We start from the raw sequence: 5,717 nt of genomic DNA on the forward strand, positions 1-5,717 counted from the left end.
CGACGGAGATCCCCACGGCCCCGGCCGGCACCCGCGAGCTGTTGATGGGTAACCACGCCCTGGTGCGCGCCTTCTGCGAGGCGGGCGTCCAGGTGGTGACGACGTATCCGGGCTCGCCGACGCCGGAGATCGCCGCGGGTTTGCTGGCGGCCAAGCCGGAGGGGCTCTACTTCGAGTACTCGACCAACGAGATCGTGGCGACGGAGTTCGCCTTCGGCGCGGCGCTGGCGGGGGCGCCGAGCTGCGTGTTCTTCAAGAGCGTGGGGTTGAACGTGGCGGCGGACGCCTTCGTCCAGTTGCCGCTCTACGAGCTGCCGGGGGGTCTGGTGGTCATCGTGGGCGACGACCCCAGCGCGCTGTCGAGCCAGAACGAGCAGGACAACCGGCGCTACGTCCGGCTGTGCTACATGCCGATGCTGGAGCCCTCCGACGCCCAGGAGAGCAAGGACATGTTCGTCTGGGCCTCGAGGATGGCGCGGGAGCATCGCACGGCGATCATGCTGCGGATGACGACGCGGATCTCCCACGGCAGCATGCCGGTGGAGTTCGGCGCGCTGCCGGAGAGTCCGATCGAACCGGGGGGGGTGCCGGACAAGACCCAGGTGCCCATCGCCGCCGACGCCGTGGCGATGAAGGGTAAGGCTCTCGAGCGGCTGATCGAGTTCGGGCAATACGCCGAGGCCGACGACTGGAACTACGTCGTGCGCCAGGCGGGGACGGACGCGGGCTGCGGAATCATCTGCGGCGGGGCGGCCTTCGCGGCGACGCGCTCGGCGCTGCGCCTGCTGGGCCGGGGGGCCGAGATCCTCAAGCTGGGGCTGAGCTACCCCCTGCCGCGGCGCAAGCTGGTCGAGTTCTGCCGGAGCCACGACGAGGTCCTGGTGATCGAGGAGCTGGACCCCGTCCTCGAGGAGGAGCTGAAGGTCATCGCCTACGAGGAGGGGCTGGACTGCCTGATCAGCGGGCTGGGCAAGTACGCCCGGGCGGAGGATTTCAGCGCGCAGTTGGCCGAGCTGGACCCGGGCCGCCTGACCCGGCTGCTGGGTAAACGCTTCGGTGTCGACTACCCCCTCGAGGTACTGGACCTGAGCGACAAGGCGCCCAGGCGGCTGCCCCAGCTCTGTCCGGGCTGCGGCCACCGCTCGGCGGTCTTCGGGACCAAGATGGCCGTCGGCCGCCGGGGCCACGCCCAGGCCGACATCGGCTGCCACACCATGAGCTACTTCCCGCCCTACGAGCTGGGCGAGAGCCTGGTCTGCATGGGCGCCGGACCGACCGTCGCCCAGGGCATCAAGCACGTGCTGGGCGACAGCAAAGTGACCAGCTTCCTCGGCGATTCGACCTTCTTCCACGCCGGGATCGAGGGGCTGATCAACGCCGCCTGGAACGATCACGACGTGACGGTGCTGCTGATGGACAACCAGATCACGGCGATGACGGGCCACCAACCCAACCCGCACTCCGGTCGCGGCCCGGAGGGTTCCCGGGCGGAGATCGAGCCGGTTAAGCTGCTGCAAACCCTGGGCTTCGCCCAGATCGAGGAGGTCGAGGCCTGGCGGATCGACGAGGTGCGTGAGGCGGTCAAGCGCGGCCTGGCCTTCACGGGTCCGGCGGTGGTCGTCCTGCGACATCCCTGCATGCTCTACACCACCCGGCAGTGGCGGCGCGAGCGCAAAATGCCGCCGCCCTATCGGGTAGACACGGACAAGTGCACGCTGAAGAAGACATGCATCAAGTATTTCGCCTGCCCGGCGTTCTACTTCGAGCCAGCGGGCGCGGTGCAGATCGATCCGGAGCTGTGCATCGGCTGCGGCTGTTGCGCCCAGGTGTGTCCGGAAGAGGCCATCGTTCAGGACACCGAGTACGTCCGGGCGTATTAGAGCACAGGGCCGGGTCGAACCCGACGACGACGGAGGCGGTGGCGCGATTATTGCACCGCCGGAGCCGGACGGACGTCGAGAACCGTCAATGCCGCAATAAGCGTGCCACCGCCGGCGCAGGGCCGGGGTCGCCAACCGGGGAGTCAGAATGTCCCAGACCTGCAACATCTACCTCATCGGCGTCGGCGGCCAGGGCATCGGCGCCGCCGGCCGGGTCATCACCCACGCCGCCCGGGCCGCGGGCGTCAACGTCGCCGGCGTCGAGACCCACGGCCTGGCCCAACGCGGCGGCGTCGTCGTCTCGACGGTCCGCCTGGGCGACGAACCCGGCTACAGTCCACTGATCGCCCCCGGCGAGGCCGACGTCCTCTTCGCCCTCGAGGCCGTCGAGGCCTGGCGCGCCGCTCGTTACCTGCGCCAGGGCGGGACCGTTATCGTCAACCTCAGCCCGATCGATCCGCTGATGACCCGTCTCGAGCGCGAACCCTACCCGCCGCTGGACGAGATCCCCCGGGCCTTCGCGGGCTTCGCCGGCGGGATCGTGGCCCTCGACGCCACCGGCTACGCCGTCGAGCGCGGCAGCTGGATCTCGACCAACGCCGTCCTGCTGGGCGCCCTGGCAGGCTCCGGCGCCACGCCCTTCGACGGCGCGATGATCGAGGAGGGCATCCGCCAAACCAGCAAGCCGGCCTACCTCGAGGTCAACCTGGACTGCTACCGCCGGGGATACGCAGCCGCCGTCGAGGTGGCCGAGGCCCGGTAGCTCTGTCCTGCGCCGCAAACCGGCCTTGACCGAACCCCCCGCGACGGTTTAAGATGCCCGGCGGGCGCCAGACGACGAGGAGCACCCGCCCCCGCGGCCCCGCCCTCCCCCGGCACATCGAGCCGAATGAGGACGTCGAGCGGCGCCGCGGCTTCAGCAACTTCCAGGTTGGCAACAGCTCACGAACCGCCCAAGCCGACACCCGCAGCCAAGAACCGAGGAGAGCCATGACCAAGTACGAATGCACCATCTGCGGCTACATCTACGACCCCGCCAAGGGCGACCCCGACGGCGGCGTCGACCCCGGCACCGCCTTCGAGGACATCCCCGACGACTGGGTCTGCCCGGAATGCGGCGCCACCAAGGACGCCTTCGAGCCGCTGGACTAGCCGAACACCCGTTCGGAGAGAGCTAGCCCGGCAGGTGTATGTTGGCCCGTGGCCCGCCGAACGAGTGTTCGGCAACGTTGTCGATCATGGACCGACCGAAAGGTCGGTCCTTCCTTGACCCGATCCGGGACCCGATCCGGCGAGACTGCAAAAAACACGAGGCCCCGGCGCGGTTGTTGCGCGAGTTTCTCCGGTCAGCCAACCGGAGAAACTCGGTATGCAAAAACCGTGACGGGGCCGGGCGACCGACGTGACACTTTTTCCTTGCTTTTTCCCGCCAAACGGGCATAATACCTTGCGGGCGGTCCGGGACCGCTGGGTCCCGCCGGACGCGCCGCTGAATCAGCTTCGTCACCCCCAACCAAAGGAGACGTGGTGGAGCTTTACGAATGCACGGTCTGCGGATACATCTACGATCCGCGTCAGGGCGATCCGGACTTCGGCATCGACGAAGGCACCGCCTTCGCCGAGCTTCCCGATCCGTGGGAGTGCCCGGAGTGCGGCGCCTCGCTCGACGCCTTCGAGCCCTACCAGGACTAGGACCGCGGCTTGCTCGGTTTGCCGAGGGACCCCTTGCGGGTCCCTCTTTTGTCGGCGGCTTGCATTTCCCACCTCGAAGGTGCATAATTATGCGCACCTGCTTATCGACCCGCCAGCCTGACCCGCCCGCGGATTTGTTTTGGAGGATTGCATGAACAGCCACAGCCGAAAAATCACCGACCACGTCTACTGGTGCGGCGTCCTCGACGCCGCCCTGCGCACCTTCGACGTCATCATGAACACCGAGTGGGGCACGACCTACAACGCCTACTTCATCGACGCCGACAAGCCCGCCCTCATCGACACCTCGAAGAGCTACCTTTCCGAGCTCTACCTGTCCCGGGTGCGCGAGCTAGTCGACCTCGACAAGGTCCAATACATCGTCTGCAATCACTTCGAACCCGACCACTCCGGCACCCTCGAACAACTGCTCAAGCTGGCCCCCAACGCCGTCCCGGTGATGAGCAAAGTCGGCGAGCGCTTCTTCCGCGGCCTGGTCGACTACGACGGCGAAACGCTGATCATCGAGGAGGACGGCCAGAAACTCGACCTGGGCAACCTCGAGCTCGAGTTCTACAAGACGCCCTTCCTCCACTGGCCGGACACGATGTGCACCTGGCTGCCCGCCGACAAGGCCCTGTTCACCTGCGACATCTTCGGCTGCCACTACGCCGACGACCGCCTGCTCTCCGATAGGGTCGGCGACTTCCACCAGGCCTACAAGTACTACTTCGACGTCATCCTGCGGCCCTTCAAGAAACACCTGCGCCAGGCGATGGAGCTCGTCGGTCACCTGCCCCTCGAGCACATCATGGTCGGCCACGGCCCGCTGATCCACGGCAAGCAGGAGGTCGAGCACTACTGGGGCCTCTACGAGGAGTGGTCCCAGCCCCTCAAGCCCGAGGGCGACAAACCGCTGTGCTTCGTCTTCTCCGCCTCGAGCTACGGCATGACCCACCGCCTCGGCAAGGCCGCCGCCGCCGGCGCCCGCGAGGCCGGCATGCAGACCCACTTCTTCGACGTCAACGACCTCGAGCCGGGACGGCTCATCGACGAGGCCGAGATGGCCGACCTGATCCTCGTCGGCTCGGACACCATCGCCGGCGACGCCCTGGCCCCCGTCTGGAACGCCCTGGCCCTGTTCGCCCTGGTGCCCCAGAAGCGCTCCAAGACGGCCGGAGCCTTCGGCAGCTACGGCTGGAGCGGCGAGGCCGCCCCGGCTATCCAGCAGCGCCTCGAGCAGTTCAAGTTCAAGACCCCCGAGGAGCCGCTGCGCGTCGTCCTGCGCCCCACCGAGGACGACCTGGCCGCCGCCCACGCCTGGGGCGTACGCCTGGCCGAGAACGCCCTGGGCTAGCGCGCTGACGCATTCCGTAGGGGCGGCTGTCCTCAGCCGCCCGCTTCTCCGACAAGCGACCCCGCAGACGGGGACTCACCATCCCGCCCGGCGAACAAGCCCTAACCCCTTACAGCTACCCGTTCTCGATTCAACCCCCAACCCTTATATCACCAGTCGCTAATGTTAGAATGACCGCGTAACGGCAGCATCAACAACCGCAAGGAGCCCACCCCATGCACAAGATGACCGAGGAGTTCCTCTGGGCCGCCTTCTGCGGCGAGAGCAAGGCCCACATGAAGTACGCCGCCTACGCCGACAAGGCCGCCAAGGATGGCCTGCCCCACATCGCCAAGCTGTTCCGCGCCATCAGCTACGCCGAGCGCGTTCACGCCACCAACCACTTAAAGGCCCTCAAGGCCCTCCAGGGTACCGCCGACAACCTCCAGGACGCCATCGCCGGCGAGAACTTCGAGGTCGAGGAAATGTACCCCGCCTACGACGCCGTCGCCAAGCTCCAGGACGAACGCGAGGCCGAACACAGCATCCACTACGCCATCGAGGCCGAGAAGATCCACGAGGCCATGTACCGCTCGGCCAAGGCTCACGCCGACAAGGGCGACGACTGGGAGATCGGCGATGTCTACATCTGCCCCAACTGCGGCTTTACCCACATCGTCTCCGACAAGGATCCCCTGCCCGAGGTCTGCCCCGTCTGCCAGTGGAAGAAGGGGACCTTCAAGAAGTTCGACGGCTACGAAGAGCTGATCTAACCCCGAACATAGTCTTATGTAGCAAAACCGGAGGGC

The 5,717-nt window shown here is 67.0% G+C and carries 6 protein-coding genes; all 6 read left to right on the top strand.

What is annotated here, in order from left to right:
* Positions 1-1,880, top strand: a 1,880-nt coding sequence (locus GF399_02710) for an indolepyruvate ferredoxin oxidoreductase (GenBank protein MBD3399224.1), incomplete at its 5' end; no start/stop codon positions are given.
* A gap of 148 nt (positions 1,881-2,028) precedes the next feature.
* On the top strand, positions 2,029-2,643 hold the full coding sequence (locus GF399_02715; protein ID MBD3399225.1) for an indolepyruvate ferredoxin oxidoreductase: 615 nt from the start codon (positions 2,029-2,031) through the stop codon (positions 2,641-2,643).
* Between the two features lie 227 nt (positions 2,644-2,870).
* Complete coding sequence (locus tag GF399_02720) at positions 2,871-3,032, top strand: rubredoxin (GenBank protein ID MBD3399226.1); 162 nt, start codon at positions 2,871-2,873, stop codon at positions 3,030-3,032.
* 375 nt (positions 3,033-3,407) lie between these two features.
* Entirely contained in the window at positions 3,408-3,572 is a 165-nt protein-coding gene (locus GF399_02725; GenBank protein ID MBD3399227.1) for a rubredoxin, read from the top strand.
* 151 nt (positions 3,573-3,723) lie between these two features.
* The gene (locus GF399_02730) at positions 3,724-4,929 is read left to right on the top strand and encodes an MBL fold metallo-hydrolase (GenBank protein MBD3399228.1); all 1,206 of its coding nucleotides are present in this window, start codon (positions 3,724-3,726) and stop codon (positions 4,927-4,929) included.
* A gap of 215 nt (positions 4,930-5,144) precedes the next feature.
* On the top strand, positions 5,145-5,681 hold the full coding sequence (locus GF399_02735; GenBank protein ID MBD3399229.1) for a rubrerythrin family protein: 537 nt from the start codon (positions 5,145-5,147) through the stop codon (positions 5,679-5,681).
* The last annotated feature ends 36 nt before the right edge of the window (positions 5,682-5,717 follow it).

The sequence above is a fragment of the Candidatus Coatesbacteria bacterium genome (assembly GCA_014728225.1).
Classification (GTDB): Bacteria; RBG-13-66-14; RBG-13-66-14; order RBG-13-66-14; family RBG-13-66-14; genus WJLX01.